Below are 26,906 nucleotides of genomic sequence, written 5' to 3'. Positions count from 1 at the left end.
AGGTCGCCGCAGACGGCGAGACCTGCTCACCGATGTTTGGTGAGTCGGGAAACCGACCGGCTGCTGTGTCACAGACTCCCGCGACGCGTCCTTGCGAGGCGGGTGCACCGAGGCCGCCCGGCCACCTGAGTCCGACTCCGGGCAGTCCCGGCCTTTATCGAGGGAAGGAATCCATTGAGCGACACCACCGACGTGACGTCGGATGTTTCCAACGTCGCTGGCGATGCCACCACCGCCGCTCCCGCCCGTCGTCGGCGTAGCGGCACCGGTCTGTCGGCGATGCTGCTGCCAGAGCTGCAGAGCCTGGCCGCGTCGCTCGGCATCTCCGGCACGGCTCGCATGCGTAAGGGCGAGCTGATCGCCGCGATCTCCGAGCGGCAGGGCGGCAACGCCGCCGGTACCCCTCGACCGCGGGCCGAAGTCGCGGCCGCGGCCGCTCCGACCCGCGAGGAGGTGCGGGAGACCGTGGACCGTCCGGCGGCGGAGGGACGCACCGACCAGGCGCCGGCCGAGCCGGCCGCCGAGACCGAGGGCCGGGGCCGTACCCGGCGGAGCCGGACCGCCGCGGCGGAGGCGCGTACCGCTGAGGCGCGCACCGACGAGGCGGAGGCCGGCGAGCGGACCGAGAACCGCCGGGACCGGGCCGAACGCCCGGAGCGTGCCGAGCGCCCGGAGCGCACCGAGCGTGCCGAGCGCCCGGAGCGCACCGAGCGCACCGAGCGGGCCGAGCGCACTGAGCGTGCCGACCGCACCGAGCGGGGCGAGCGTGCCGAGCGGGGCGAGCGCACCGAGCGTGGTGAGCGTGCCGAGCGCAGTGACCGTGCCGAGCGGGGCGAGCGTGCCGAGCGGGGCGAGCGTGCCGAGCGGGGCGAGCGCAACGACCGGGGCGAGCGGGCCGAGCGGGCCGAGCGTAACGATCGGCCGGAGCGTGCCGACCGGGGCGAGCGTGCCGAGCGCAACGAGCGTGGTGACCGCAACGACCGCAACGATCGGGGCGACCGCAACGACCGTGGTCAGCGCGCCGAGCGCGACAACGACGGCGACGGCGACGACGAGGGTGGCGGCCGGCGCGGCCGGCGTAGCCGCTTCCGGGACCGTCGGCGGGGCCGGGGCGACCGCCCAGAGACCGGTGGCGACACCGGTGGGCGCGAGCCGCAGGTCGGCGAGGACGACGTGCTCGTCCCGGTGGCCGGCATCATCGACGTGCTCGACAACTACGCCTTCGTGCGGACGACCGGCTACCTGGCCGGCCCGAACGACGTGTACGTGTCGATGTCCCAGATCAAGAAGTACGGCCTGCGTCGCGGTGACGCGATCACCGGTGCGGTGCGTGCGGCCCGCGAGGGCGGCAACAGCGGCGATCAGCGGCGGGACAAGTACAACCCGCTGATGCGGCTGGACACGATCAACGGGATGGAGCCGGAGGAGGCGCGGCGCCGGCCGGAGTTCTACAAGCTCACGCCGCTCTACCCGCAGGAGCGTCTGCGGCTGGAGACCGAGCCGCACATCCTCACCACCCGGGTGATCGACCTGGTCATGCCGATCGGCAAGGGCCAGCGGGCGCTCATCCAGTCTCCGCCCAAGGCGGGTAAGACGATGGTGCTCCAGGCGATCGCGAACGCGATCACCCGGAACAACCCGGAGTGCCACCTGATGGTGGTGCTGGTGGACGAGCGGCCCGAAGAGGTCACCGACATGCAGCGGTCGATCAAGGGCGAGGTCATCGCGGCCACGTTCGACCGGCCGCCGCAGGACCACACGACGGTGGCGGAGCTGGCGATCGAGCGGGCGAAGCGCCTGGTCGAGCTGGGGCACGACGTGGTCGTGCTGCTCGACTCGGTGACCCGGCTCGGTCGGTCGTACAACCTGGCGGCGCCGGCCAGCGGCCGGATCATGTCGGGTGGTATCGACTCCACCGCGCTCTACCCGCCGAAGCGCTTCCTCGGCGCGGCTCGCAACATCGAGAACGGCGGCTCGCTGACCATCATCGCCACCGCGCTGGTGGAGACCGGGTCCATGGCGGACACGGTCATCTTCGAGGAGTTCAAGGGCACCGGCAACGCGGAGCTGAAGCTGGACCGGAAGATCGCTGACAAGCGCACCTTCCCGGCCATCGACGTCAACCCGTCCGGTACCCGTAAGGAAGAGGTCCTGTTCGCGCCCGAGGAACTGGCCATCATCCACAAGCTCCGGAAGGTGCTGCACTCGCTGGACTCGCAGGCCGCCATGGACCTGCTGCTGGACCGGCTCAAGAAGTCCCGCACCAACATCGAGTTCCTGATGCAGATCGCGAAGTCGACGCCGGGGGAGTAACCACCCTCGGTTGACCAAAGAAGGGGCACGGCCACAGCGGCCGTGCCCCTTCGTCATGTCCATTCGACCCCTTTGCTCTGCTTACACCCGCGCAACAGTTCGGGCCTCTCCGCGTTGCGTCCGTTGAAGCAGAGCAAAGGGCGGAGGCAAGGCCGGCCCGGCGGCCCGGCCCGGCGGGCCAGCCCGACGCGGGGAGAGCCCACGAGGGTGGAGTTTTCCTTCGGTTCAGTCGATGCATCTTGAAACTTCTATTCAGGATCGGGTTGACTGTCGTCCATGCGTACCCGCAGACGATCCGCCCGTCGCATCGGCGTCCTGCTGCTGACGCCGATGCTCACCCTGGCTGCTCCGGTGCCGGCGACAGCCGCACCGTCGGCCGCGCCCATCGCCGCCCCCGTGGCTCCGTCCACCGTCGCCGAGGACGCGCCGCCCGCGTCGTCCCGGTCGGCCGGCTGGGTCAGTCTGGCCGCCGACCCGGCCACCGCGACCGCCCCGACCGCCGCCGTCGACGGCGTCGAGCCGGCCGGCGGCCTGGAGACCACCAAGGCCACCCGGCCGGTTGCGCCGGGCGTGCAGCTCACCTCCTTCGACCGGTACGACGCCGAGGGCTGGCTGCGTGCCGACGCCCTCACCACGGACCTCGGCGGCGGGGCCACCGTCGACTACGTCAACTCCGGAGCCGTCAGCCAGGCCGAGCCGCTGCGGGGAGCGGTGGACCGCTCGCGTGCCGTCGCCGCGGTCAACGGTGACTTCTTCGACATCAACAACTCCGGCGCCGCCCAGGGCGTCGGCATCCGCGACGGTGAGCTGATCCAGTCGGCGGTCGGCGGGCACCGCAACGCGGTGGCGGTCACCGCGGACGGGCTCGGCCGGGTGATCGAGGTGAACTTCGACGGCACCGCCACCCTGCCCACCGGGCCGGTGCCGTTGACGCAGTTCAACAACATCGTGCAGGCCGACGGCATCGGCGCGTTCACCGAACTGTGGGGGACGTACCCCCGGGAGCGGGCGGTCGCGGGCGCGGCCCGGGTCGTCGAGGTCGTCGTGGCCGGCGGCCGCGTGGCCACGGTGACCACCGCGGCCGGCAGCGGCCCGATCGTCGCCGGCAGCACCGTGCTGCTCGGCCGCGACGCCGGCGCGGACGCGCTGGCCGGGCTCCGCCCCGGTGACCCGGTGACGGTCGCCTGGCAACCGAAGTCGTCCGACGGCAGCACCCTGCACGCGGCGGTCGGTGGTGGCAACGTCCTGGTCCGCGACGGCGTCGTGCAGAGCATCGCCGACCCGTCGCTGGCGCCGCGCACGGCGGTCGGCTTCACCGCCGACGGTCGGAAAATGATCATGTTGACGGTGGACGGTCGGCAGGTCGACAGCCGCGGCGTGACCCAGACCGAGATGGGCCGGATGATGGCCGAACTGGGTGCCCACCACGCGCTCAACCTGGACGGCGGCGGCTCGTCCACGCTGCTGGCCCGGGAGCCGGGCGCCCCGGCCGTGCAGGTCGAGAACACCCCTTCCGACGGCAGCGAGCGGGCGGTGCCCAACGGCCTGGCCATCTACGCGCCGAAGGGCAGCGGCCGGCTCACCGGCTACTGGGTGGAGACCGCCAGCGACCCCACCGCCGCTCCCAGCATCTCACCGGTGCGCGGCGGCCGGCCCGACCGCGTCTTCCCCGGCCTCACCCGCGCCCTCACCGCGGCCGGCTACGACGAGACGTACGGCCCGGCGGCCGGCGCGCCGACCTGGCGCGTGACCCCGGCCGCGCGCGGCCGAATCGACCGCGACGGGGTGTTCCACGCCGGCGTGCCGGGGGCCGGCACGGTCACCGCGGAGCGCGGCCGGGCAACCGGCTCGCTGGGACTCACGGTGCTCGGCCCGCTGGCCCGGATCGCCTCCACAGTGGAACGTGTCGGGCTGACCGGCCGGGACGGCAACGCCCTGGTCGGTGTGGTCGGCCACGACGCCGAGGGCAACACCGCACCGATCGAGCCGGCCGACCTGACCCTCGACTACGACCGGGACCTGCTGCGGATCACCCCCACCGACGACGGCAACCTCGCCGTCACCGCGCTGCGCGAGACCGGCTCCGGGCTCGTCACCGTCCACGTCGGACGGCACAGCACCGTTCTCCCGGTCACCGTCGGACTGACCGACGTCCCGGTGGCCGGCTTCGACGACGCCCCGTCCTGGCGGTTCAGCCAGGCCCGGGCCAGCGGCTCGGTCGCCCCGGCGCCGGGGCACACCGGCACCGGCCTGCGGATGTCGTACGACTTCAGCCAGTCCACCGGCACCCGGGCCGCGTACGCCGACCCGCCGGCCTGGATCGAGGTGCCCGGCCAGCCGCAGGCCTTCGGCATGTGGATCCACGGCAACGGCACCGGGGAGTGGCCCAGCCTGCACCTGCACGACGCACAGGACACCCAGCACGTGCTGCGTGGCCCGCTGATCACCTGGACCGGCTGGCGGTACGTGGAGTTCGCGGTGCCGGCGGGGGTGCAGTATCCGGTGCGCGTCCGTCGGTTCTACGTGGCCGAGACCAACGCCGCCGCGCAGTACAGCAGCGAGGTGATCATCGACGACCTGGTGGCGAAGGTGCCGCCCACGGTCGACATGCCGCCGGTGGCGCCGCGTACCGATCGGGTGGTGGTCCGCGACGGCACCGTGGACGGCGCACCGTGGCGGTTCGCGGTGCTGTCCGACGCCCAGTTCGTCGCCGCCGACCCGGACAGCGACCTGGTCGCCCAGGCCCGACGGACGCTGCGCGAGGTGAAGGCGGCCCGGCCGGACTTCCTGCTGATCAACGGAGACTTCGTGGACACCGCCTACCCGGCCGACTTCGCGTTGGCCAAGCGGATCCTCGACGAGGAGCTGGGCGACGCGCTGCCCTGGTACTACGTGCCCGGCAACCACGAGATCATGGGCGCCCCGATCAGCAACTTCCAGGCCGCGTTCGGCGCCACCGCACGGGTCTTCGACCATGCCGGCACCCGGTTCGTCACCCTGAACTCGTCCACCGGGACGCTGCGCGGCGGCGGCTTCGACCAGGTGCGGATGCTGCGCGAGACGCTGGACGCGGCAGCCGCCGACCGGCGCGTCGGCTCGGTCGTCGTCCTGCACCACCACCCGCCGCGCGACCCCAGCCCGGCGCAGGCCAGCCAACTCGGTGACCGCAAGGAGGCGGCGCTGCTGGAGCAGTGGCTGGCCGACTTCCAGCACCGCACCGGCAAGGGCGCGCTGTTCGTGGGCGGGCACGTCGGCACGTTCCACGCCGACCGGGTGGACGGAGTGCCGTACGTGATCAACGGGAACGCGGGCAAGACGCCATCCACCCCGGCGGACCAGGGCGGTTTCACCGGCTGGACGGAGTTCGGCGTGGACCCGGTCAGCCCGGCCGAGGCCGACCGGGCCCGGCGCGACCCGCTCGCCGAGGGGCCCCGCTGGGTGGACGCGGAGTTCCACGCACACGTGGACCGGCTCGCGGTGAGCGCCCCGGCCAGCGTCGCGGTCGGCGTCCCGGCGCAGGTCACCGCCACGCTGACCCAGCCGGGTGGGCGTGCCGTCCCGGTGGCCGCCCCGGTCAGCGCGGACTGGTCCGCCTCGCCGGGGGTGCACATCGGCTCGGCGGCCGGGGTGCGACCGTGGCACACCGCGCGCTTCGACCCGGCCACCGGCACTCTGACCGCGCTGCGCCCCGGCGCCCCCATCCGCCTCAGCGTCACCGTCAACGGCCTCGTCGCCAACGCCACCAGCACCGTCACGCGGTGAGACGCCCGGAAGGGCCCCTCCGCGGAGGGGCCCTTCCGCACCCTCAGAAGTCGCCGTCGGCCACCTGGAAGACGGTGAGGCCGAGGGAGCGCCACATCCGGACCACCTGGACGCGGTCGTCGAAGACGCCGACCACCCGGTAGCGGTCCCGGACCTCCCGGTCGTAGATCTCCCGCTTGACGATCGCGTCCTTGCGGGAGTCGCCGACGGCGCGCAGGTGCAGGCCGAGGTAGGGAACCCGGACGTGCCGGGCCAGCCACGCCTCGGTGGCCGCCCGCGCCGAGGCGTCCCGCCCGGAGCAGAAGACGACCCCGTACCCGGCGGCGTGCATCGCCCGGACCGCCGCGATCACCGCCGGGTTCGGCTGGTCCTCGCCCACCCGGGTCATGTCGTACGGGCTGCGCGAGACGGCCAGCGCGACCGTGCCGTCGATGTCCACCAGGACGATCTCCGGTGGCTCGGTCGACGGCGGGTGCACGGCGGCGGGTCGTCCGGTGCGGGCCTGCGGCACCGGCAACGGCAGCGTCCGCCCCTCCAGGTAGCGCTCGTGCAGCCGGCAGATCACGTCCGCGCCGACCCGGTCGGACTCCGGGCGGGCGGCGTCGCGGCGCAGGCACTCGGCCAGCGGCACGTCGGTGAAGTCGTGCACCTCGAACTCCGCGCCGTACCGGGCGGCCAGTTCGGCCCAGTCCCGCAGGGTCCGCGAGCGCAGGTTGGTGTCGTCCACGCACACGTCCGCCCGGGTCCGCAGCAGCGCCTCGACCTGGGCCCGCTGCACGGTGGTCACCTGCGCCTCCGCCCACTGGGTGAAGAGCCGCTCGCCGTGCAGCATCCGGCGCAGGTCGTCACGGTTGACCCGGACCACGGACGGCTGGAGGGTCCGGGCGAAGGTGGTCTTGCCGGATGCCGGCAGGCCCCGGGTGGCGATCAGGCGGGTCATCGGCTCCCCTCCGGCTCGGCGGGTGTACCCCCGACGGGGTACCGGGCGGCGGCCCGCCGGGTGGGTGAATGCCCGGCCGGGCGGCGGGAATGCGGACGGGAGGGCACGTGTTGACGATGCCGGACGAGGTGTGCGGCCCGATTACCGGGTCGGCTCAGGCCCATGGCACACTGGTCAATCGGCCACCGGTTCCGGTTCACGCCCGAGCCCGTCGCGCACGGCGCGACGGGCGGTGACGGCGACCCGGCGACCACCAACGAGAGGACCGAGGCGAGATGAAGGCAAACATCCACCCGGAGTACGTGACCACCGAGGTCAGCTGCTCCTGTGGCAACACGTTCACGACCCGCAGCACCGCCAAGGGCGGGGCGATCCACGTCGAGACCTGCAGCGCCTGCCACCCGTTCTACACCGGTAAGCAGCGCGTTCTCGACACCGCCGGCCGGGTCGCGAAGTTCCAGCAGAAGTACGCCAAGGTTCAGGCCAAGAAGGCCAAGTAGCTCCTCGTTCGGCGCCCGCGTCCGGTTTTCCACCGGACGCGGGCGCCGTCCGCGTTCCGCCCTTTTCCGGCCGGCGACCGGCACTCGGTCCGGCCCGGCCGGCGCCGCACCCTCGAAGGAGCATCCGCAGCATGAGCAGCGAGCGTCTGGCCGGCCTCCTCGACGAGTACGCGCAGCTGGAGAAGCGGCTGGCCGATCCGGCGATCCACGCCGACCAGGCCACCGCGCGGCGGGTCGGCCGCCGGTACGCCGAGCTCGTGCCACTGCACAAGGCTGCCGGTGAGCTGGAGCAGGCGCGCGCCGACCTGGCCGCGGCCCGCGAGCTGGCGGCCGAGGATCCCTCCTTCGCTACCGAGACCGAGGCGATCGCGGCGTCCCTGCCGGTCCTGGAGGAGCGTCTCGCCGAGCTGCTCATCCCGCGTGACCCGCACGACGCCAAGGACGTGATCGTCGAGATCAAGGCCGGTGAGGGCGGCGAGGAGTCGGCGTTGTTCGCCGGTGACCTGCTGCGGATGTACACCCGGTACGCCGAGCGCCACGGCTGGATCACCGAGGTGATCGACGCACAGGACTCCGACCTGGGCGGAGTCAAGGACGTCTCGCTTTCGATCAAAACCAAGGGCGTCCCCGAGGGCGGCAACGGCGTCTGGTCGCGGCTCAAGTGGGAGGGCGGCGTGCACCGGGTGCAGCGCGTTCCGGTCACCGAGTCGCAGGGTCGGATCCACACCAGCGCCGCCGGGGTGCTGGTGCTGCCGGAGGCCGAGGACGTCGACGTCAGCATCGACCAGAACGACCTGCGGATCGACGTGTTCCGCTCGTCCGGCCCGGGCGGCCAGTCGGTGAACACCACCGACTCGGCGGTGCGGATCACCCACCTGCCGACCGGCATCGTCGTCTCCTGCCAGAACGAGAAGTCCCAGTTGCAGAACCGGGAGCAGGCCATGCGGATCCTGCGGGCCCGGCTGCTCGCCGCCGCCCAGGAGCAGGCCGACGCGGCCGCCTCGGACGCCCGCAAGGCGCAGGTGCGCACGGTGGACCGCTCGGAGCGGATCCGCACCTACAACTTCCCGCAGAACCGGATCACCGACCACCGGATCGGCTACACGGCGTACAACCTGGATCTGGCGCTGGCCGGCGAGCTGGACGGGGTGCTGGACGCCCTGACCGAGGCCGACCGCGCCGCCCGGCTGGCCGGCGACACCGAGCTGACCCGCCGCTGACCGCGGCGCCGCGGGGGCGCCGCCCGGCGGGCACCCGGCGGGTCCGCCCAGCCGGTGCCCAGGGCGGTCAGCTCGCGCGCGGACGGCTCTTGGCTCGCAGCATCTCCCGGTCGGCCTCCTCGAAGGCGACGCTGAGCGCGTCCCGCAGCCCACTTCCGACGGAGACCTCGGCGAAGCCGATGCTCACCCCGACCGGCGTCCCCGGCACCAGCGACTCCCAGTCCTCGGCGCGGACCGCCGCTTCGATCCGGCGGGCCACCTCGGCGGCCTCGGTCATGCCGGTGTCCGGCAGCACCACCACGAACTCGTCACCGCCGTAGCGGGCCACGAAGTCGCCCCGCCGCATCACCCGGTTGATCACCCCGGCGATGCGTTGCAGCACCAGGTCGCCGGAGTGGTGCCCGTGCCGGGTGTTGACCGCCTTGAAGCCGTCCAGGTCGCAGACGCCGATCACCACCCGCTCGCCGCGGGTGACCACGGCGGTGATGTACCGCTCCAGTCGCCGTCGGTTGGGCAGCCCGGTGAGCGGGTCGGTCAGCGCCTCACCCTCGAACCGCGCCGCCTCGCGGCGCATCTCCTCGTGGTCGATCCGGGCGGCGATGCCGTCGATGTAGACGTCGCGCAACCGGTCGTTGCGCTGCGCGGCGAGCCGGAACGCGAGCCGGTCGGCCCGGTGCGCCGCCACGTGGTCCCCGGCCCGGGCCAGCGCGATGCTGCGCAGCCGGGCCGGCTCGGCCGCGCCGAGCGTCTCCGTGGACACCCGGATGGAGTCCAGCCGGGTGACCGCCTCGATCGGCCGCCCGGCGGCGACGGCCAGGCAGACCTGCCCGAGTTGACGCATGTCGCGCGCCCGGGCGCTGTCCCCGCCGTGGCCGAGCAACCGGGACGGATCGCCGTCTCCGCCGGACTCCACCCGGTCGCCGAGCGCGGCCTGCCGGGCCGCCGCGTAGCCGTACGCGGCGAGGCTGCTGGGACGCAGCCGGCCGGCCCGCCCCGCGTTCATGAACCGGGCCAGGTCGGCGGCGACGTCCCGCAGCACGCGCAGGCAGCCGTCGCTGTCGCCGTTGTGGTCCAGCGCCACGGCGTTGCGCAGCCGGATGCCGGGCGCGGCGAACGTCTCCTCCGGGATCCCGGCGGTCAGCCCCAGCTGCCGGGCCCGTTCGATCGCCCCGAGGGCATACCCGTGGAAGCTGAGGTAGCTGTACGCCATCGCGAGGTCGTGCCAGCCCCAGGCGGTGTCCCGGTCCGGGTCCTCCACGGCGCCCAGCGCCCGGGCGGCCTTGACCAGGTGGGTGACGCAGCGGTCCAGTGCGCCCTGGTGGTGCGCGGCGAGCGCGGCCAGCGCGTTGAGGTGCCCGAGCAGATAGGGCTCGGCGAGGTCGCGGACCGCCGCCGAGGCCTCCTCGATGGCCCGGGTGAACTCCGCCGTGCGTCCGAGATTGATCAGCGCGGAGAGTCGCTGCACCATGGCGTCCGCTCGCGCCGCCGGGTCCGTCGTGCTGCGGATCACCCGCTCCAGCAGCGCGTACGACTCTGCGGAACGACTGGCCTCCTGCAACGCCCGGGCGTGCTTGAGGGCGTCAACCTGGTCATCGACCCGGTCGAGCCAGCCCACTCGCGACCTCCCGTCGTGTGCGCCTCGACGCACCCGTTCGTGGCGTCGCCCGCGACGCTTCATGATTATCGCGTGACTACTCTGCCGCAACACCCCCCCGAAGGGACAGGCCGGCTCCGTCCGTCCGCCGCGGTGGCCCGGGCGGCCCGGTTGCTCGCCGCCGCCGGGGTGGGCCCGGCACGGGTGGAGGCCGAGCTGCTGGCGGCGTACGTGCTGGGGGTGCCCCGGGGTCGGCTGGCGCTCGCCGACGACCTGACCGACGAGCATCGGGCCCGGCTCGACGAGTTGGTGCGCCGCCGCGCCGCCCGGGAGCCGTTGCAGCACCTGACCGGTCGCGCCGGGTTCCGGCACCTGGAGCTGGCGGTCGGCCCGGGCGTCTTCGTGCCCCGGCCGGAGACCGAGCTGCTGGCCGGCTGGGGCCTCGAACAGGGCCAGCGCCGGCCCGACCCGCTGGTGGTGGACCTGTGCAGCGGTTCCGGCGCGATAGCGCTGGCGGTCGCTCAGGAGCTGCCGGGGGCGCGGGTGGTGGCGGTGGAGCGGTCCCCGGCGGCGCTGGCGTGGCTGCGCCGCAACGCGGCGGAGCGCGCCGAGGCGGGGGACCGCCCGATCGAGGTGGTCGAGGCCGATGTCACCGCGCCGGATCTGCTGGCCGACCTGGTCGGCCGGGTGGACGTGCTGCTCTGCAACCCCCCGTACGTGCCGGTCGACGTGGTGGTGCCGCCGGAGGTGGCCGGGCACGACCCGGCGGAGGCGGTCTTCGGCGGCGTGGACGGTCTGGCGGTGATCCGGCCGGTGGTCATCCGGGCGGCGGCGCTGCTGCGCGCGGGCGGCGTGATCGGGGTCGAGCACGACGACACGCACGGTTCGGCGGTGCCCGAGCTGCTCGCCGCGGACGGCCGATTCACCGCGATCACGGAGCATCCGGACCTCACCGGCCGTCCTCGCTACGCCACCGCGTCCCGACGGGCGGACGGCCGGCACGCCCCGAGCGGGACGGCGTGGCAGACTGACTCCTCGTGATGCTCTACGACTGCCGGTCGCCCGCCGATCGGGACCGCGGCATCGCTGCGGCCATCGAGGCGGTCAAGAACGGCGAGCTGGTCGTCCTGCCGACGGACACCGTCTACGGCATCGGCGCGGACGCGTTCACCCCGTACGCGGTCAAGGCGCTGCTGGATGCGAAGGGCCGGGGGCGGCAGATGCCGCCGCCGGTGCTGATCGGCTCGCGGCAGACCCTGGACGGGTTGGTCTTCTCGCTGCCCAGCGCCGCGCGGGACCTGGTTGAGGCGTTCTGGCCGGGTGCGTTGACGATCGTTGTCGAGCACTCACCGAGCCTGCAGTGGGATCTCGGCGACAAGTCGGGCACGGTGGCGGTGCGGATGCCGCTGCACCCGGTGGCGCTGGAGGTGCTGCGCGAGACCGGCCCGATGGCGGTCTCCTCGGCGAACAAGACCGGCCAGCCCGCCGCGGTCACCGCGGAGGAGGCGCGCGACCAGCTCAGCTACTCCGTGCGGGCATACCTGGAGGCCGGGCCCTGCCCGGACCCGGTGCCCAGCACGATCGTGGACCTGACCGGTGAGGTGCCGCAGCTGCTGCGGGCCGGCGCGATCCCGCTGGAGAAGCTGCGCGACGTGGTGCCAGATCTCGTCGACGGCCGGGGGGTCTGAGTGCCCCCGTTCACCGTGCTGCACGTCTGCATGGGCAACATCTGCCGCTCGCCGATGGCCGAGCGGCTGCTGGCCCTGGCGGTGCGGGAGCGGTTGGCGCGGCGCGAGCAGGATCCGGCCCGGGCCGAGGAGCTGCTGCACAGCCACAGCGCCGGCACGGGCGGTTGGCACGCCGGCGAGGAGATGAACCCGCCGGCGGCCCGGCAGGTCGTCGGCCGGGGCGGGGACGTCGAGGGTTTCGCGGCGCGCAAGCTGCGCTCGGAGCACATCGACGCCGCCGACCTGGTCCTGACCGCGACCGCGGATCAGCAGGAGTACGTGGTGGCGCTTCGTCCGGACGCGGCGGCCCGCACCTTCGTGCTGGGTGAGTTCGGCCGCCTGTTGGCCGCGGTGGACGCCGCCGCGCTGCCGTCGGCCGAGGCGACCCCGGAGGCGGTGTACGCCCGGGGCGTGGCTCTGGTGGCGGCGGCTCACGACGCCCGGTTGGGCGCCTCGCTGCTGCCGAGCGACGATCTCGACGACCCGTGGGGTCGCGGCGACCAGTGCTTCAGCCGGGTGGCCGACGAGATCGAGGAGACGGTCCACCCGCTGGCCGCCGCGCTGCTTCCCTGAGCGGCGTGCGAGTTTCCTCCGGGTTTGTAGAAAACCCGGGGCGAAAGGGGCGTTCCGGGTCATTCTGAACGGGTCCTAGCGTGACCGGCTCCTGCGGGGAGAGCTGATGATCCGGGCCCATCTCGACAAACTGCTGACCGTGGTGATCGCCGGTGTGCTGGCCGGACTGGTGCTGGCAGCGGCCGCCCTGCCGGTGGCCCTGGTCTTCGGGATCGGCTTCAGCGCCCTGTCCACGCCCTACTCGGAGCTGCCGAACACGCTTCGCACGCCACCCACCGCCCAGCGCTCCAACCTGTACGCCAACGACGGCACCACCCTGATCACCTCCTTCTACCAGGAGGACCGGGTGGACGTGCCGCTGCAGGAGGTCGCGCCGGTGATGCGCCAGGCCATCGTGGCCGCCGAGGACGTCCGGTTCTTCCAGCACAGCGGGGTGGACCTGCGCGGTGTGGTGCGCGCGTTCACCGTGAACAAGCGCGACGGTCAGACCCGACAGGGCGCCTCCACGCTGACCATGCAGTACGTCCGCAACGTGCTCAGCAGCGATCCCCGGCTGACCGAGAGCCAGCGCAGGGCGGCCACCGAGGTCACCACCGCCCGCAAGATCCAGGAAATGCGGTACGCGCTGGCGCTGGAGCGGGAGCTGAGCAAGGACGAGATCCTCACCCGCTACCTCAACATCGCCTATTTCGGCGCCGGGGCGTACGGGATCGCGGCGGCCAGCAAGCGCTACTTCTCCCGGTCCCCGGCCGAGCTGACCCTGGCGCAGGCCGCGCTGCTGGCCGGGCTGGTCCAGTCACCGGACAGCGACGACCCGATCAACGGCGACGCCGACAGCGCCCTGCACCGGCGGGCGTACGTGCTGAACCAGTTGGTGGAGTCGGGCCACGTGTCGGCGGACGCGGCGGCGGCGGCGCGGGACGAGCCGCTGGACCTGCGGCCCAGCGAGACCCCGAACGACTGCGCGGCCGTGCCGGACGGGCACAACGACTGGGGATTCTTCTGCGACTGGTTCACCCGGTGGTGGAGCGACCAGTCGGCGTTCGGGTCGACCGCCGACGAGCGGCAGCGCACACTGCGCCGGGGTGGGTTCTCCATCGTCTCCTCGCTCGACCCGGCGGTGCAGCGGGCCACCACCGAGCAGGTGCTGCGGATCTACCAGCCGACCGAGGCCCGGGCGGTGCCGACCGCAGTGGTGCAACCCGGCACCGGTCGGGTGCTGGCGATGGCGGTGAACCGCAGCTACAGCGTGGCGGACAACCCGGCCGGGCAGAAGAACCACCCGAACACGGTGAATCAGCTGGTGGCCGGCGGCGGGGCGATCGAGGGGTACCAGGGCGGGTCGACGTTCAAGCTCTTCACCATGCTGGCCGCGCTGGAGTCCGGGCTGCCACTGTCGACCGAGTTCACCGCCCCGACCCGGCTGGTCACGAAGTTCCCGGTGACCGGGGAGGCGAGCTGTGACGGCCGCTGGTGTCCGGTGAACGCCATCCCCTCGTCGATGGACGGCCCGCGCACCATGTGGACCGCGTTCGGGCGTTCGGTGAACACGTACTTCGCCTGGCTCACCGAGCGGGTCGGCGCCGACCGGGTGGTGGAGATGGCCGAGCGGCTCGGCATCGTGCTGCGCGCCGACTCGGACGCCCGGCTGGCCCGGTACGGGGCGAAGAACTGGGGCCCGTTCACCCTGGGCGTGGCCGCGACGACCCCGCTCGACCTGGCCACGGCGTACGCCACGGTGGCGGCCGAGGGGACCTGGTGCGCCCCGCTGCCGGTGGTCTCGATCAGCGACTCGGCCGGCCACCCGGTCGACGCCGCGAAACCGGACTGCCGGCAGGTGCTCGACCCCGATGTGGCCCGGGCGGCCGCCGATGCGGCCCGCTGCCCGGTCGGCGACCAGTCGATGTACGGGCGTTGCGACGGCGCCACGGCACCCGGGCTGCGGTCCGGCCTCGGCCGCCCGGTCGCCGGCAAGACCGGCAGCTCGGAGCGGTACGAGACGGAGACGGTGGTGGCGTTCACGCCGCAGCTCGCGGTGGCCTCGATGGCGGCGAACCCGGACGACCCCCGCGACGCGGTGGGTCAGGCGGTGCAGGCCCGGATGGTGGACGCGGTCGGCAAGGTGCTCACCTTCGCCCTGCGCGACCAGCCGGTGCGGGATTTCGTCCCGCCGAGTGAGCGGGTGGCCTTCCAGGTCACCGGCGCCCGTACGGGCAACTGAGCCGGGCGGTTCCGGTCGGCGGGGTCAGCCGGTGTGCGGGGCGGGACGGTCGGGAGCCTGCTCGGCGCCGCGGGCGATGTTGCGGGCCATCCCGCCGAAGACCATCGCGTGGAACGGGGCCACCGACCCCCAGTAGGCGTGCCCGGCCAGCCCGCGCGGCAGGAAGACCGCGCGTTGCTGGTAGCGGCTGCGGCCGTTGTCGGCGGGCAGCACCCGCATCTCCAGCCAGGCCCGGCCGGGCAGCCGCATCTCGGCGCGCAGCCGCAGCAGCTCGCCCGGGACGATCTCCTCCACCCGCCAGAAGTCCAGGGCCTCACCGACCTGGAGGCGGTGCGGGTCGCGCCGGCCCCGGCGCAGCCCGACGCCACCGATCAGTCGGTCCAGCCAGCCGCGGATCGACCAGGCGAGCGGGAACGAGTACCAGCCGTGCTCGCCGCCGACACCTTCGATGACCCGCCAGAGCTCCGCCGGCGGCGCATCCACCGCCCGTTCCCGGAGGTCGGTGTAGGCGGTGCCGCCGGACCAGTCCGGGTCGGAGGGCAGTGGCTCGGCCGGGGCGTCCGGCCCGCTCGCGGTCGACCAGCGGGTCTCCACCTGGGCGTCGCGCACCCTGGCCAGCGCCAGCGCCACCGCCTGGTCGAAGCCGGTCAACCCGCCCGGGGGGTCGGGGACGTACCGGGAGATGTCGTGTTCGTGCGCGATCGCCTCGTGGACCAGGCTCTCCACCAGCGGGCGGGCGATGGCGTTCGGCACCGGGGTGACCAGGCCGACCCAGTGCGACGAGAGCGACGGGGTCAGCGGGCGGACCGGCACGATGACCCGCCGGCGCAGGCCGGCCACCCGGGCGTAGCGCTGCATCATGTCGCGGAAGCTGAGCACGTCCGGCCCGCCGATGTCGAAGCCGCGGTTGACCTCCGGCGGCAGCGTGGTGCAGCCGGCCAGGTAGCGCAGCACGTCGCGGACCGCGATCGGCTGGATCCGGTTGCTCACCCAGCGCGGGGTGACCATGGCGGGCAGCCGCTCGGTCAGGTAGCGCAGCATCTCGAACGACGCCGAGCCGGAGCCGATGATCACCGCGGCGCGGAGCACCGCCGTGGGCACGCCGCTGGCCAGCAGGATCCGGCCCACCTCGGCCCGGGACCGCAGGTGCGGCGAGGGGACCTCCTCGTCGGGCGCCGGCTCCGGGCCGCCCAGGTAGACGATCCGGCGTACGCCGGCAGCGCGGGCCGCCTCCGCGAAGTTCGTCGCCGCCGTCCGGTCGGCCGCCTCGAAGTCGGCTCGGCCCAGCGAGTGCACCAGGAAGTAGGCGACGTCCACGTCGGCGAACGCGGCGGGCAGTGTCTCCGGCCTGCTCAGGTCTCCCTCGACGATCTCGGCCGCCGAGGCCCAGGGCACGTCGCGCAGCCGCACGGCCTTGCGGGCCAGGCAGCGCACGGTGTGCCCTTCGTTGAGCAGCAGGGGCACCAGCCGCCCGCCGATGTATCCGGTGGCTCCGGTGACGAGGCATCGCACGGCTTCCAGTGTGCGGCCCCCTAGACTCGTTCGCTGTGGAGACCGAGACGAGCACCTTCTGGGGGCCGGATTTCGCGCAGCTCAGGGCAACCGATCCGGAGATCGCCGGGGTGGTCCTCGGCGAGCTGGACCGGTTGCGGGGCGGCCTGCAGCTCATCGCCAGCGAGAACCTGACCTCGCCGGCGGTGCTGGCCGCGCTCGGTTCGACGCTGACCAACAAGTACGCCGAGGGCTACCCGGGCCGGCGCTACTACGGCGGCTGCGCCGAGGTGGACCGGGCCGAGGAGATCGGCATCGCCCGGGCCAAGGAGCTCTTCGGGGCCGAGCACGCCAACCTCCAGCCGCACTCCGGGGCGAGCGCCAACCTGGCCGCGTACGCCGCGCTGGTGCAGCCGGGGGACACGGTGCTGGCGATGGACCTGCCGCACGGCGGGCACCTGACCCACGGCAGCCGGGTGAACTTCTCCGGGAAGTGGTTCGCCACGGTGGGGTACACCGTCCGTCCGGACACCGAGCTGATCGACTACGACGAGGTGCGGGACCTGGCCCGGGCGCACCGGCCCAAGATGATCATCTGCGGCGCCACCGCGTACCCCCGGCTGATCGACTTCGTCCGGTTCCGGGAGATCGCCGACGAGGTCGGCGCGTACCTGATGGTGGACGCGGCGCACTTCATCGGCCTGGTCGCCGGCCGGGCGATCCCGTCCCCGGTGCCGTACGCCGATGTCGTCTGCGCCACCACCCACAAGGTCCTGCGCGGCCCGCGCGGCGGCATGATCCTCTGCCGCGAGTCGCTGGCGCAGCGGATCGACAAGGCGGTCTTCCCGTTCACCCAGGGCGGCCCGCTGATGCACGCGGTCGCGGCCAAGGCAGTCGCGCTGCGCGAGGCCGCCCAGCCCGAATTCCAGACGTACGCCGGTCAGGTGATCAGCAACGCCCAGGCGCTCGCCGCCGGGCTGGCCGCCGAGGGCATGCGCCCGGTGTCCGGGGGCACCGACACCCACCTCGCCCTGATCGACCTTCGGGAGCTGGGGGTGACCGGCTCCGAGGCCGAGGCGCGCTGCGACGCCGCGTCGATCACCCTGAACAAGAACGCGATCCCGTACGACCCGCAGCCGCCGATGGTGGCCTCCGGCATCCGGGTGGGCACGCCCAGCGTCACCACCCAGGGCATGCGGGAGGGGGAGCTGCGGCAGGTGGCCGCCCTGATCGCGCGGGCGGTACGCGCCGATCCCGGCGCACCGGGCGGCACCGACGAGCTGTCCCGGGTCGGTGCCGAAGTGGCCGAGCTGGTCGCGGCGTTTCCGGCGTACCCCCGTGGCTGAGCCCGAGGTTGTCGCGGCCGACACCAACCGGCGCTGGCGGCTGCGGCACCTGCCGGTGCTCCTGGCCGCGTCGGTGGCGCTGGCCGCGGTCGCCGCGGTGGTCGGTGGCGCGACCGGCGGCATGACGGCCGCGCTCGGCGCGGCGGCGGGGGTCGGTGTCACGGTGCTCAGCTACACCCTCACCACCGTGGTGCTGGCCTGGGCCGACGAGATCAACCCGCAGCTGGTGCTGCCCCTCGGGCTGGGCCTGTACGCGCTGAAGTTCACCCTGCTGGGTGTGGTGCTGGTGGCCGTGGCGTCGGCCGATTGGCCCGGGTTGATCCCGCTCTGCTTCGGCATCGTCGCCGGGGTGGCAGTGTGGACAGCGGTGCACCTCTGGTGGCTGACCACGGTGCACGCCCGCCGGCCGCGGGGCTGACCTGGCCGTCGGCCGGTCGTCCCACCCAGCGGACGCGCCACAATGTGTCGGCCTCCGGTCATTTTCCGACGGGCGGAAGGGGAGTAGCGTGCCCACAGACGACGCGGCCCCCGAGATGCCCACACAACGACGGTTGTGCGGGGGGTGAGGCACAGCCTCGTCTTCCCGGCTGATATCGTTCGCCCCGTCATGGCTGGTGACCAAACCCCCCGTCCCGCCGGTGAACCGGACGACTATCCGTCCGGCGCCGGTCAGGGTTGGACCGCGCTCAGCTACCTCATCGGAGGCATGCTCGTGTGGGGTTTCATCGGCTGGCTGGTCGACCAGTGGCTCGAGACCGGTGGCGTCGCCACCGGGATCGGCGTCGTGCTCGGCGTGACCGGGGGGATCATCCTCGTCGTCCGCCGGCTCGGCACGCCTACTTAGGAAGGGACACGGTGCTCGGACAGGCGAACGTTCTGGCAGCAGGCCAGGCGGCATTCCCACCCAGTGTGGACGACTTCTACCTGCCCGCCATCCTGCCCTGGGGTGTGGAAAACGCTCCTTGGTTCACCAAGTTCACGGCCATGGTCTGGATCGCGGTCGGCGTCCTGATCATCTTCTTCCTGGCGACCTACCGGAAGCCGCAGCTGGTGCCGACCAAGAAGCAGTGGTTCGCCGAGTCGATCTACGGCTTCGTGCGGAACAACATCGCGGTCGACATGATCGGGCACGCGGGTGTGCGGTTCGCGCCGTACTTCACCACGCTGTTCTGCTTCGTGCTGCTGGCGAACGCGTTCGCGATCATCCCGTTCTTCCAGATCTCGCCGAACTCGCACATCGCCTTCCCGGCGATCCTCGCGGTGCTCAGCTACGTGCTGTTCAACTACATCGGCATCCGGCACCACGGCTTCGTCAAATACTTCAAGCACGCCCTGATCCCGCCGGCACCGTGGTACATCCTGCCGCTGCTGATCCCGATCGAGGCGTTCTCGACCTTCATCATCCGGCCGTTCTCGTTGGCCGTCCGTCTCTTCGCGAACATGTTCGCCGGCCACATGCTCCTGCTGGTCTTCACGCTCGGCGGCTTCGCGATGCTCAATGCCAACGCCTGGCTGGCACCGATCTCGGTGGTGTCCTGGGTGATGACCGTGGCGCTGACCCTTCTCGAGGCGCTGGTCATCGTCCTGCAGGCCTACGTCTTCACCGTGCTGAGCGCCAGCTACATCCAGGGCGCGCTCGCCGAAGCGCACTGATCCACGCACCAACCGTTGTCGTCCCGCGTGAGAGTCACGCGTGATAACCAGGAGGAACCACTAATGGACGTTATCGCCGCGGTAGAGGGCAGCACCGCCGCCATCGGCTACGGCCTCGCGGCCATCGGCCCGGGCATCGGCGTTGGCCTGGTGTTCGCCGCCTACATCCAGTCGACCGCCCGGCAGCCCGAGTCGTCCCGCATGACCCTGCCGTACGTCTGGATCGGCTTCGCCGTCATCGAGGCGCTGGCGCTGTTCGGCATCGCCTTCGGCTTCATCTGGGCCGGCAACTGATCCCGCCCTTAGACCGGGAGGTAACCATGTATTTCCTCGCCGCTGAGGGTGGTGAGTCGACCCACAACCCGATCATCCCGATTTGGCAGGAGATCGTGGTCGGCACGGTCGCCTTCGCCGTGCTCTGCTTCGTGCTGATGAAGTTCGTCTTCCCCCGCATGGAGCAGACGTTCCAGGCTCGGGTCGACGCGATCGAGGGCGGCATCAAGCGCGCCGAGGCCGCCCAGGCCGAGGCGAACCAGCTGCTCGAGCAGTACCGTGCCCAGCTCGCCGAGGCCCGCACCGACGCCGCGAAGATCCGCGACGACGCCCGGGCCGACGCCGAGGGGATCCGGCAGGACGTCCTCGCCAAGGCGCGGGAAGAGTCCGACCGGATCATCGCGGCCGGCAAGGACCAGCTCGCCGCCGAGCGGGCCACCATCGTGCGCGAGCTGCGCACCGAGGTCGGCACGATCGCGGTGGACCTGGCCAGCAAGATCGTCGGTGAGTCGCTGGCCGACGAGGCGCGGCGCAAGGGCACCGTCGACCGGTTCCTGAGCGGTCTCGAGAGCACGGGGGCCCGCTGATGCAGGCCGCCAGCCGGGAGTCGTACAAGGTCGCGGCCGAGCGCCTCGACGCGTACGTCCGCGGCGCGGAGCCGTCGGCGGTGGCCTCCACCGCTGACGCCGTCCTCTCCGTCGCCGCCCTGCTGCGGCGTGAGCCGCGGCTGCGCCGGGCGCTGTCCGAGCCGGCCCGCTCCGGCGAGGACCGGGGCGCTCTGCTCGGCGACATGCTGGGTGGTCGGATCGGCGCAGACGCGCTCGACCTGCTCGTGTCGCTGGTCTCCGGCCGCTGGTCGGCACCGTCGGAGTTGCTCGACGGCACCGAGCGGCTGGGCGTGGAGGCGCTGCTGGCCAGCGCCGACAAGGCCGGCGACCTGGGCGAGGTCGAGGACGAGCTGTTCCGCTTCGGCCAGGTCGTCACGGGTCAGTCGGCGCTGAGCAACGCGCTGGCCGACCCGGTCGCTCCGGTCGAGAAGCGGGTCGCCCTGGCCCGTGATCTGCTCGCCGACAAGGCGCGCCCGGTCACCGTCCGCCTCGTCGAGGTGGCGTTGAGTGGGTTCGGTGGACGCTCCTTCATCGGGGCGCTCACCCGGCTGGTGGAGCTCGCCGCCGAGCGACGCGACCGGCAGGTGGCGTACGTGACCGTCGCGGCCCCGTTGAGTGACGAGGACGAGCGGCGGCTGGGTGCGAGCCTCACCGCGATATACGGTCGAGAGGTCTCCATCAAGCAGACGGTCGACCCCGACGTCCTGGGTGGCGTGAGCGTGCGGGTCGGCTCCGACCTGTACGACGGCACGATCCTGCGCCGCCTCAACGAGACCCGCAACGCGCTCGCGAAGCGCTGAGCGGCTCCGCCGCCCAGCGTTGCGGCGGCTTCGCCGCGCAGCGCCCGGAATGACAGACGCCATTCGGACCGGTCGGTACTAGGTATCCCGGGCCCCTGAATTTTAAGGAAGCAGAGGATGGCCGAGCTGACCATCTCGACGGAGGAGATCCGCGGCGCCCTTGAGCGCTACGTCTCCTCCTACTCGACCGACGTCTCCCGCGAGGAGGTCGGCACCGTCGCCGACACCGGTGACGGCATCGCCCACGTCGAGGGCCTGCCCTCGACCAAGACCAACGAGCTGCTGGAGTTCGAGGACGGCACGCTCGGCGTGGCGCTGAACCTCGACGTCCGGGAAATCGGTGTCGTCGTTCTCGGTGACGCCGCCAAGCTCGAGGAGGGGCAGCGCGTCAAGCGCACCGACCGGGTGCTCTCCGTGCCGGTCGGCGACGCCTTCCTCGGCCGCGTGGTCAACGCGCTCGGCCAGCCGATCGACGGCCTCGGCGACATCGCCGACGAGGGCTACCGCGAGCTGGAGCTCCAGGCTCCGAACGTGATGTCCCGGCAGTCGGTGTTCGAGCCGCTGCAGACCGGCATCAAGGCGATCGACGCGATGACGCCGATCGGCCGGGGCCAGCGGCAGCTGATCATCGGTGACCGGAAGACCGGCAAGACCACGGTCGCCCTGGACGCCATCCTCAACCAGCGGGACAACTGGCGCACCGGCGACCCGAAGAAGCAGGTCCGCTGCATCTACGTCGCCATCGGCCAGAAGGCCTCCACGATCGCCTCCATCAAGGGCCAGCTGGAGGAGGCGGGCGCGATGGAGTACACCACCATCGTTGCCTCCCCGGCGTCCGACCCGGCCGGCTTCAAGTACATCGCCCCGTACACCGGCTCGTCCATCGGGCAGCACTGGATGTACGGCGGCAAGCACGTCCTGATCGTCTTCGACGACCTGAGCAAGCAGGCCGAGGCGTACCGGGCCGTGTCGCTGCTGCTGCGCCGCCCGCCGGGCCGCGAGGCGTACCCGGGTGACGTCTTCTACCTGCACTCCCGCCTGCTGGAGCGCTGCGCGAAGCTCTCCGACGAGCTGGGTGGCGGCTCGATGACCGGTCTGCCGATCATCGAGACGAAGGCCAACGACATCTCGGCCTTCATCCCGACCAACGTCATCTCGATCACCGACGGCCAGATCTTCCTGGAGACCGACCTGTTCAACCAGGGCGTCCGTCCGGCGATCAACGTCGGGACCTCGGTCTCCAGGGTCGGTGGCGCCGCGCAGGTGAAGCCGATGCGCAAGGTTGCCGGTTCGCTGCGCCTCAACCTGGCCCAGTACCGCGAGCTGGAGGCGTTCGCCGCCTTCGCCTCCGACCTGGACAAGGCCTCCCGGGCCCAGCTGGACCGCGGTGTCCGGCTGGTCGAGCTGCTCAAGCAGCCGAACTACTCGCCGTACCCGGTGCAGGAAGAGGTCGTCACGGTCTGGGCCGGCACCGAGGGTAAGCTGGACGACATCCCGGTGGGCGAGATCCGGCGCTTCGAGTCCGAGTTCCTGCAGTACCTGCGGCACAAGCACGCGGGTGTGCTGGCCGGGATCGCCGACAACCAGTGGAGCGACGAGATCATCGGCTCCCTGGACAACGCGATCAGCGAGTTCAAGCAGGTCTTCCTCGGCAAGGCCGACGAGCGTCGGGTCAACGACGCGCCGGCCGCGCCGCTGGAGGGCGACGAGAACCGCGAGACGGTGACCCGCTTCCGCGACAGCGCGACCGACCGCCCGGCCGAGAGCTGATCCCATGGCGGCCCAGGTACGCGTTCTTCGTCAACGGATCCGCTCGGCGAAGTCGATGAAGAAGATCACCAAGGCGATGGAGCTCGTGGCGACGAGCCGGATCGCCAAGGCCCAGGCCCGGGTGCAGGCGTCCCTGCCGTACGCCCAGGCCATCACCGGCGTGCTCACGGCGCTGGCGTCCAACGCGCGGATCGACCACCCGCTGCTCACCCCGCGCGAGCGGGTGCGGCGGGCGGGCGTCCTGCTGGTCACCAGCGACCGAGGCCTGGCCGGCGGCTACAGCGCCAGCGCGATCAAGACGGCGGAGTCGCTCATCGCGCGGCTCCGGGCGGACGGCAAGGAGCCGGTGCTCTACGTCATCGGGCGTAAGGGTGTCGGGTTCTACCGGTTCCGCAACCGGCCGATCGAGGCGAACTGGACGGGGTTCAGCGAGCAGCCGTCGTTCGAGGACGCCCGCACGGTGGGTGAGACGCTGATCAAGGCGTTCACGGCCGGTGCGGACGACGTCGACGGCGGTGCCGGTGCGGACGGGGTGCTCGGCGTCGACGAGCTGCACATCGTCTACACCGAGTTCCACTCGCTGATGATGCAGACCCCGGTCGCCAAGATCATCGGTCCGATGCAGGTGGAGGACCGGCCGCGCTCCGAGGGGCTGCTGCCGGCGTACGAGTTCGAGCCGGAGGCGGAGGCGCTGCTCGACGCGCTCCTGCCGAGGTACATCAACACGCGGATCTACGCGGCGTTGATCGAGTCGGCGGCGAGTGAGTCGGCGGCACGGCGGCGGGCGATGAAGAGCGCCACCGACAACGCCGAAGAGATGATCGAGAAGTACACGCGTGAGATGAACTCGGCTCGCCAGGCCGGGATCACCCAGGAGATCAGCGAGATCGTCGGCGGCGCCAACGCGCTGGCCGCGTCGGGAAGTGAAGTGTGATGACTGCACCAGTAGAGACCAAGACGGCCACGGGTCGCGTGGTCCGGGTCATCGGCCCGGTCGTCGACGCCGAGTTCCCGCGCGACGCCATGCCGGCCCTGTTCAACGCCCTCAACGTTGACGTGAGCCTGTCCGGCGGTGAGAAGACGCTGACCCTGGAGGTCGCCCAGCACCTGGGTGACAACCTGGTCCGTGCCATCTCGATGCAGCCGACGGACGGCCTGGTCCGCGGCGCGGAGGTGCGTGACCGCGGCAAGCCGATCACCGTGCCGGTGGGCGACGCGGTCAAGGGCCACGTGTTCAACGCGATCGGCGAGGTGCTCAACCTCACCGAGGGCGAGACCCTGACCCCGGACGACCACTGGGGTATCCACCGCAAGGCCCCGGCCTTCGCGGACCTGGAGCCGAAGACCGAGATGCTGGAGACCGGCATCAAGGTCATCGACCTGCTCGCCCCGTACGTCAAGGGCGGCAAGATCGGCCTGTTCGGCGGCGCGGGTGTGGGCAAGACGGTGCTCATCCAGGAGATGATCACCCGTGTGGCCCGCAACTTCGGTGGTACCTCGGTCTTCGCCGGCGTGGGTGAGCGCACCCGTGAGGGCAACGACCTCATCGCCGAGATGACCGAGTCCGGTGTCATCGACAAGACCGCGCTGGTCTACGGCCAGATGGACGAGCCGCCGGGCACCCGGCTGCGGGTGGCGCTCTCCGCGCTGACCATGGCCGAGTACTTCCGCGACGTCAAGAAGCAGGAGGTGCTGCTCTTCATCGACAACATCTTCCGCTTCACCCAGGCCGGCTCGGAGGTCTCCACCCTGCTCGGCCGTATGCCGAGCGCGGTGGGCTACCAGCCGACCCTGGCCGACGAGATGGGCGAGCTCCAGGAGCGGATCACCTCCGTCCGGGGCCAGGCCATCACCTCCATGCAGGCGATCTACGTGCCGGCGGACGACTACACCGACCCCGCACCGGCCACCACGTTCGCCCACCTGGACGCGACCACCAACCTGGAGCGGTCGATCTCCGACAAGGGCATCTACCCGGCCGTGGACCCGCTGGCGTCCTCGTCCCGGATCCTCGCCCCGGAGTTCGTCGGCGCCGAGCACTTCCAGGTTGCCACCGAGGTGAAGCGGATCCTGCAGCGCTACAAGGACCTGCAGGACATCATCGCCATCCTCGGCATCGAGGAGCTCTCCGAGGAAGACAAGATCACCGTGGCCCGGGCCCGGCGGATCGAGCGCTTCCTGTCGCAGAACACCTACGCTGCGGAGCAGTTCACCGGCGTGGCGGGCTCGACGGTCCCGATCAAGGAGACCATCGAGGCGTTCCGCAAGATCAGCGAGGGCGAGTACGACCACTTCCCCGAGCAGGCGTTCTTCATGTGCGGCGGTCTCGAGGACCTGGAGCGTAAGGCTGAGGAGCTGATGAAGGGCTGACAGCCCGATCAGATCTGAAACAAAAAGACTGCCCCGGCCATGCCGGGGCAGTCTTTTGTTCATTTTCACGCCTTATCATCGCCGCGGTCCGTTACTCGTGGTCGTCAGTTCCGTACCACCCGAGATACGGTCGGTCGGCGCTCACGTGAACGAGCGTTGATCTTTGCAACCTTTCGGCTACGTGCGCCCGTCTCCTCTTCGTGGGCGTAACGAACGGAGATGCTCGTGGGTAAGGCCGTCAAGAGTGGCCGTAAGCCGTCCATCTGGCGGGGCGTGCCGCGCTGGGCCAGGGTCTGCACGGTGTTCGGCACCGTGCTGACCATGCTCAGCGGGGCGGTGCTGGTCGGCACCGAGGTGCTGATGGCCCGCTACGAGGGCGCGGTCGGCAAGGCCGACCTCTTCGGCGACCAGGCGGCCGGTGCCCAGGCGAAGAAGACCGACATCAAGGGCCCGCTCAACATCCTGCTGGTCGGCATCGACCCGCGTACGCCGACAGCGGCGCCACTGGCCGACTCGATCATGGTGTTGCACGTGCCCGCGTCGATGGACCGGGCCTATCTGTTCTCGCTGCCGCGGGACCTCTACGTGCACATCCCCTCGTTCAAGAAGGCCGAGTTCGCTGGCGAGACCACGAAGATCAACGCCGCCATGTCGTTCGGCAGCCGGGTGCCGGGAGGGAACCCCGACGCGGCGCGGGGCTTCGAGCTGCTGGCCACCACTGTGCAGAACGTGACCGGCATCAAGCGGTTCGACGCGGGCGCGATCATCAACTTCACCGGCTTCCAGAAGATCGTCGACGCGATGGGCGGCGTCGACATGTACGTCGAGCGGGAAGTGCGCTCCGAGCACAAGCAGCCGGACGGCAAGCCGCGGCCGGGCAACACGCGCGGCGAGGGCTACGTCGGCCCGCAGGCGGTCTACGAGAAGGGCAACCAGCACCTCAGCGGGTGGCAGGCGCTGGACTACGTCCGGCAGCGCTACCCGAAGAACGGTGTCCCGGACTCTGACTACGGCCGGCAGCGTCACCAGCAGCAGTTCGTCAAGGCCATGGTCGGTCAGGCGTTCAGCGCTGACGTGGTGTCCAACCCGATCAAGCTGGACAAGGTGCTCCGCGCCGCGGGCCAGTCGCTGATCTTCAACGGCCGCGGCAACAGCGTGATCGACTTCGGGCTCGCCCTGAAGAGCATCCGCCCGAACACCATCCAGATGATCAAGCTCCCGGGTGGCGGGGTCTTCGACGGTAAGAAGTACAAGGGTGAGCAGTTCAAGCCCGGCGTGTCGGACTTCTTCACCGCCCTGCACAATGAACAACTGGACCCGTTCCTGCTGGAGCACCCGGAATTCCAGAACAAGACCAAGTAGCCGTGGCGCAGCTCTCCCCACCCGCCTTGGGGGCGGGTCAGCGTCAGGACTAGACTTTCGGCAATCCGCCGCCGCAGCAAGGAGACAGCGTGGCACAGCAGCTTCACGTCGAGCTCGTCGCCGTCGAGGAGAAGGTCTGGTCCGGTGACGCCGAGATGGTCGTCGCCCGGACGACCGAGGGTGAGCTCGGTGTCCTGCCGGGGCACGCGCCGCTGCTCGGCCAGCTCGCCGAGCCCGGCCAGGTGCGCATCAAGCTGGCCGGCGGTGAGCAGGTCTCCTACGACGTGGCCGGCGGCTTCCTCTCGGTGAGCGCCGACGGTGTCACCGTCCTGGCCGAGAGCGCGACCCCGGTCTCCGCGCAGAGCCACTGAGCCGTACCGGGG

At 71.8% G+C, this 26,906-nt stretch carries 23 protein-coding genes; 20 read left to right on the top strand and 3 right to left on the bottom strand.

The genetic code is table 11. The features are described 5' to 3' along the window. Positions 1 to 174: 174 nt before the first annotated feature. Entirely contained in the window at positions 175 to 2,313 is a 2,139-nt protein-coding gene (rho, locus tag ACWD5O_RS09890) for a transcription termination factor Rho (RefSeq protein ID WP_450085041.1), read from the top strand. Positions 2,314 to 2,589: 276 nt separating this feature from the next. Further along, positions 2,590 to 6,075 (top strand): phosphodiester glycosidase family protein, encoded by a 3,486-nt coding sequence (locus tag ACWD5O_RS09885; protein WP_450085040.1) that lies wholly within the window; start codon positions 2,590 to 2,592, stop codon positions 6,073 to 6,075. A 43-nt stretch (positions 6,076 to 6,118) separates the two neighbouring features. Here the strand turns inward: ACWD5O_RS09885 and ACWD5O_RS09880 are convergent, their stop codons facing one another. Next, the gene (locus ACWD5O_RS09880) at positions 6,119 to 7,015 is read right to left on the bottom strand and encodes a phosphatase domain-containing protein (RefSeq protein WP_450085039.1); all 897 of its coding nucleotides are present in this window, start codon (positions 7,013 to 7,015) and stop codon (positions 6,119 to 6,121) included. A 275-nt stretch (positions 7,016 to 7,290) separates the two neighbouring features. Between ACWD5O_RS09880 and rpmE the strand changes: the two genes are divergently transcribed. Both rpmE and prfA read left to right on the top strand, forming a co-directional pair. Next, the gene (gene rpmE, locus ACWD5O_RS09875) at positions 7,291 to 7,515 is read left to right on the top strand and encodes a 50S ribosomal protein L31 (protein WP_007464546.1); all 225 of its coding nucleotides are present in this window, start codon (positions 7,291 to 7,293) and stop codon (positions 7,513 to 7,515) included. 131 nt (positions 7,516 to 7,646) lie between these two features. Then, positions 7,647 to 8,735 (top strand): peptide chain release factor 1, encoded by a 1,089-nt coding sequence (gene prfA / locus ACWD5O_RS09870; RefSeq protein ID WP_450085038.1) that lies wholly within the window; start codon positions 7,647 to 7,649, stop codon positions 8,733 to 8,735. A gap of 67 nt (positions 8,736 to 8,802) precedes the next feature. On the opposite strand, the gene ACWD5O_RS09865 is transcribed toward prfA, so the two are convergent. Further along, complete coding sequence (locus ACWD5O_RS09865; RefSeq protein WP_450085037.1) at positions 8,803 to 10,350, bottom strand: diguanylate cyclase domain-containing protein; 1,548 nt, start codon at positions 10,348 to 10,350, stop codon at positions 8,803 to 8,805. Positions 10,351 to 10,422: 72 nt separating this feature from the next. Between ACWD5O_RS09865 and prmC the strand changes: the two genes are divergently transcribed. The 4 genes from prmC (at position 10,423) to ACWD5O_RS09845 (ending at position 14,850) form a co-directional block, all read left to right on the top strand. Then, entirely contained in the window at positions 10,423 to 11,370 is a 948-nt protein-coding gene (gene prmC / locus ACWD5O_RS09860) for a peptide chain release factor N(5)-glutamine methyltransferase (protein ID WP_450085036.1), read from the top strand. Then, on the top strand, positions 11,370 to 12,017 hold the full coding sequence (locus ACWD5O_RS09855) for an L-threonylcarbamoyladenylate synthase (protein ID WP_089021912.1): 648 nt from the start codon (positions 11,370 to 11,372) through the stop codon (positions 12,015 to 12,017). The genes prmC and ACWD5O_RS09855 overlap by 1 nt, the downstream gene beginning before the upstream one ends. Then, entirely contained in the window at positions 12,018 to 12,629 is a 612-nt protein-coding gene (locus ACWD5O_RS09850) for an arsenate reductase/protein-tyrosine-phosphatase family protein (protein WP_450085035.1), read from the top strand. Between the two features lie 106 nt (positions 12,630 to 12,735). Further along, positions 12,736 to 14,850: a transglycosylase domain-containing protein gene (locus ACWD5O_RS09845; protein ID WP_450085034.1), complete on the top strand. Its 2,115-nt coding sequence runs from the start codon at positions 12,736 to 12,738 to the stop codon at positions 14,848 to 14,850. Positions 14,851 to 14,874: 24 nt separating this feature from the next. Here the strand turns inward: ACWD5O_RS09845 and ACWD5O_RS09840 are convergent, their stop codons facing one another. Next, a complete protein-coding gene (locus tag ACWD5O_RS09840; protein WP_450085033.1) occupies positions 14,875 to 16,362 on the bottom strand; it encodes an SDR family oxidoreductase in 1,488 nt (495 codons plus the stop codon). Between the two features lie 35 nt (positions 16,363 to 16,397). On the opposite strand from ACWD5O_RS09840, the gene ACWD5O_RS09835 reads away from it, so the two are divergent. The 12 genes from ACWD5O_RS09835 (at position 16,398) to ACWD5O_RS09780 (ending at position 26,894) form a co-directional block, all read left to right on the top strand. Continuing rightward, positions 16,398 to 17,687, top strand: a complete 1,290-nt coding sequence (locus tag ACWD5O_RS09835) for a serine hydroxymethyltransferase (RefSeq protein WP_450085032.1) — start codon at positions 16,398 to 16,400, stop codon at positions 17,685 to 17,687. Further along, positions 17,680 to 18,105, top strand: coding sequence for a hypothetical protein (locus ACWD5O_RS09830; RefSeq protein ID WP_450085031.1), 426 nt, complete (start codon positions 17,680 to 17,682; stop codon positions 18,103 to 18,105). The genes ACWD5O_RS09835 and ACWD5O_RS09830 overlap by 8 nt, the downstream gene beginning before the upstream one ends. Positions 18,106 to 18,294: 189 nt before the next feature. Further along, a complete protein-coding gene (locus ACWD5O_RS09825) occupies positions 18,295 to 18,531 on the top strand; it encodes an AtpZ/AtpI family protein (RefSeq protein WP_450085030.1) in 237 nt (78 codons plus the stop codon). Between the two features lie 11 nt (positions 18,532 to 18,542). Next, entirely contained in the window at positions 18,543 to 19,340 is a 798-nt protein-coding gene (gene atpB, locus ACWD5O_RS09820; protein WP_450085029.1) for a F0F1 ATP synthase subunit A, read from the top strand. Positions 19,341 to 19,403: 63 nt separating this feature from the next. After that, positions 19,404 to 19,634 (top strand): ATP synthase F0 subunit C, encoded by a 231-nt coding sequence (locus ACWD5O_RS09815; protein ID WP_354963843.1) that lies wholly within the window; start codon positions 19,404 to 19,406, stop codon positions 19,632 to 19,634. Between the two features lie 26 nt (positions 19,635 to 19,660). Continuing rightward, a complete protein-coding gene (locus ACWD5O_RS09810; RefSeq protein ID WP_354963844.1) occupies positions 19,661 to 20,200 on the top strand; it encodes a F0F1 ATP synthase subunit B in 540 nt (179 codons plus the stop codon). Then, positions 20,200 to 21,021, top strand: a complete 822-nt coding sequence (locus ACWD5O_RS09805; protein WP_450085028.1) for a F0F1 ATP synthase subunit delta — start codon at positions 20,200 to 20,202, stop codon at positions 21,019 to 21,021. The genes ACWD5O_RS09810 and ACWD5O_RS09805 overlap by 1 nt, the downstream gene beginning before the upstream one ends. Before the next feature lie 117 nt (positions 21,022 to 21,138). Next, positions 21,139 to 22,791, top strand: coding sequence for a F0F1 ATP synthase subunit alpha (gene atpA, locus ACWD5O_RS09800; protein ID WP_450085027.1), 1,653 nt, complete (start codon positions 21,139 to 21,141; stop codon positions 22,789 to 22,791). 4 nt (positions 22,792 to 22,795) lie between these two features. Beyond that, positions 22,796 to 23,725, top strand: coding sequence for a F0F1 ATP synthase subunit gamma (locus ACWD5O_RS09795; protein ID WP_450085026.1), 930 nt, complete (start codon positions 22,796 to 22,798; stop codon positions 23,723 to 23,725). Then, on the top strand, positions 23,725 to 25,161 hold the full coding sequence (atpD, locus tag ACWD5O_RS09790; protein WP_450085025.1) for a F0F1 ATP synthase subunit beta: 1,437 nt from the start codon (positions 23,725 to 23,727) through the stop codon (positions 25,159 to 25,161). The genes ACWD5O_RS09795 and atpD overlap by 1 nt, the downstream gene beginning before the upstream one ends. Positions 25,162 to 25,380: 219 nt before the next feature. Beyond that, positions 25,381 to 26,523, top strand: a complete 1,143-nt coding sequence (locus tag ACWD5O_RS09785; protein WP_354963849.1) for an LCP family protein — start codon at positions 25,381 to 25,383, stop codon at positions 26,521 to 26,523. Positions 26,524 to 26,612: 89 nt separating this feature from the next. Continuing rightward, a complete protein-coding gene (locus ACWD5O_RS09780) occupies positions 26,613 to 26,894 on the top strand; it encodes a F0F1 ATP synthase subunit epsilon (RefSeq protein WP_089019235.1) in 282 nt (93 codons plus the stop codon). Positions 26,895 to 26,906 lie beyond the last annotated feature (12 nt).

The sequence above is a fragment of the Micromonospora sp. NPDC005161 genome, assembly GCF_053599855.1.
This window is presented reverse-complemented; position numbering and strand designations above follow the sequence as displayed.

Bases quoted from the DNA above. Each gene is read 5' to 3' on its own strand.
- ACWD5O_RS09885 (WP_450085040.1), top strand. From the start codon at position 2,590: ATGCGTACCCGCAGACGATCCGCCCGTCGCATCGGCGTCCTGCTGCTG.
- ACWD5O_RS09880 (WP_450085039.1), bottom strand. From the start codon at position 7,015: ATGACCCGCCTGATCGCCACCCGGGGCCTGCCGGCATCCGGCAAGACC.
- rpmE (WP_007464546.1), top strand. From the start codon at position 7,291: ATGAAGGCAAACATCCACCCGGAGTACGTGACCACCGAGGTCAGCTGC.
- prfA (WP_450085038.1), top strand. From the start codon at position 7,647: ATGAGCAGCGAGCGTCTGGCCGGCCTCCTCGACGAGTACGCGCAGCTG.
- ACWD5O_RS09855 (WP_089021912.1), top strand. From the start codon at position 11,370: ATGCTCTACGACTGCCGGTCGCCCGCCGATCGGGACCGCGGCATCGCT.
- ACWD5O_RS09845 (WP_450085034.1), top strand. From the start codon at position 12,736: ATGATCCGGGCCCATCTCGACAAACTGCTGACCGTGGTGATCGCCGGT.
- ACWD5O_RS09825 (WP_450085030.1), top strand. From the start codon at position 18,295: ATGGCTGGTGACCAAACCCCCCGTCCCGCCGGTGAACCGGACGACTAT.
- ACWD5O_RS09815 (WP_354963843.1), top strand. From the start codon at position 19,404: ATGGACGTTATCGCCGCGGTAGAGGGCAGCACCGCCGCCATCGGCTAC.
- ACWD5O_RS09810 (WP_354963844.1), top strand. From the start codon at position 19,661: ATGTATTTCCTCGCCGCTGAGGGTGGTGAGTCGACCCACAACCCGATC.
- ACWD5O_RS09805 (WP_450085028.1), top strand. From the start codon at position 20,200: ATGCAGGCCGCCAGCCGGGAGTCGTACAAGGTCGCGGCCGAGCGCCTC.
- atpA (WP_450085027.1), top strand. From the start codon at position 21,139: ATGGCCGAGCTGACCATCTCGACGGAGGAGATCCGCGGCGCCCTTGAG.
- ACWD5O_RS09795 (WP_450085026.1), top strand. From the start codon at position 22,796: ATGGCGGCCCAGGTACGCGTTCTTCGTCAACGGATCCGCTCGGCGAAG.
- atpD (WP_450085025.1), top strand. From the start codon at position 23,725: ATGACTGCACCAGTAGAGACCAAGACGGCCACGGGTCGCGTGGTCCGG.
- ACWD5O_RS09785 (WP_354963849.1), top strand. From the start codon at position 25,381: ATGCTCGTGGGTAAGGCCGTCAAGAGTGGCCGTAAGCCGTCCATCTGG.